Source organism: Vibrio sp. D173a (assembly GCF_030248475.1).
Map to the genome: position 1 here is coordinate 1 of NZ_JAHGAH010000664.1, position 1054 is coordinate 1054.

A 1054-nucleotide genomic window follows, 5' to 3' on the forward strand; every position below is an offset into this window, starting at 1 on the left:
AGACTTGTGACCGCCTTTGATGTCGTTTACGTAAACTGCGACCGATTCAGCGCCGCCAGCCGCCATGAAGATCCATGTGATGACGCCTAGGAATGCCCAGTTAAAGCTTGGCGTCATTGCTTCAATGGTGATTGGGTCAGCTGGCTCGATACCACCGATCAACGCACCGCCTGATAGCAGAATGTAAGACATGGTTAGTAGTAGCATCAGTGACGAAGTTAATGAGGTGATAGGACCTAACAGTTTCGCGCCGTTGTTAGAGATGTGCGTCGCGACCGCAAACAAAATAGTACTCAAGATCGCAGTGGTCATTGGCGTGAAGATGTACTCGAAACCTAAGAAAGCATACGACGCGTAAGCGATGATTCTAGGCAGCAGAGACGTGAAGAAGAATAGGTTAACAAACCAGTATGTGTAAGCTGAAATAAACGCCCAGCGACCGCCAAGAGAGCTTTTAACCCAGGAGTAAACACCTGCTTCTGAGTCTTTATTCAGGGATACGAACTCAGCAACAATCAAACAGAAAGGAACAAAATAAAAGATGGTTGCTAAAAAGAACATCGGAGCCGAAGAGAGGCCGATTTCGATGTTGTTATTAATGATGTTGTTAAAGCTATAAACCGCCGCGAAGGTCATAGACAGTAGGGCAAACTTGCCTATCGTACTGCGTTTATTATCGGACATGATGTTCTCCGGTGAATCACGTTGATGATCGTTAGTACTTGGTTCTAGAGAGGAAAATCTAGACCGCGTTTTCATTATTGTGTTGGTTTGCTAACTCCCTTTCTTAAAGAAGGGGGAGAGCGATTATTGTTGTTATTTTTACGATCGGTCTTCTCTGTGTTTATGACTCTTTAAGTAAATTTATTACTTGGTGGAGACCATATTTAACAAAGAAGAGGATGGAAGAGTTGAACATCTACACTTCGACTATTTAAAGGCTTGTAGGGGCTTTATGTCGTTTTTTATTGTGTAGAAGCGACTATCTCTTCAACAAGAAGATTAAAGATCAGACGCCAATAAGTTAACTGAAATTAGTCAAATATGTGAGCTT

General features: G+C 42.8%; 1 protein-coding gene. It reads right to left on the minus strand.

Translation table 11 applies throughout. The features are described from left to right. Positions 1 to 684, minus strand: a 684-nt coding sequence (locus KIV40_RS28325; RefSeq protein ID WP_285352541.1) for an amino acid permease, incomplete at its 3' end; no start/stop codon positions are given. Between the last annotated feature and the right edge of the window lie 370 nt (positions 685 to 1054).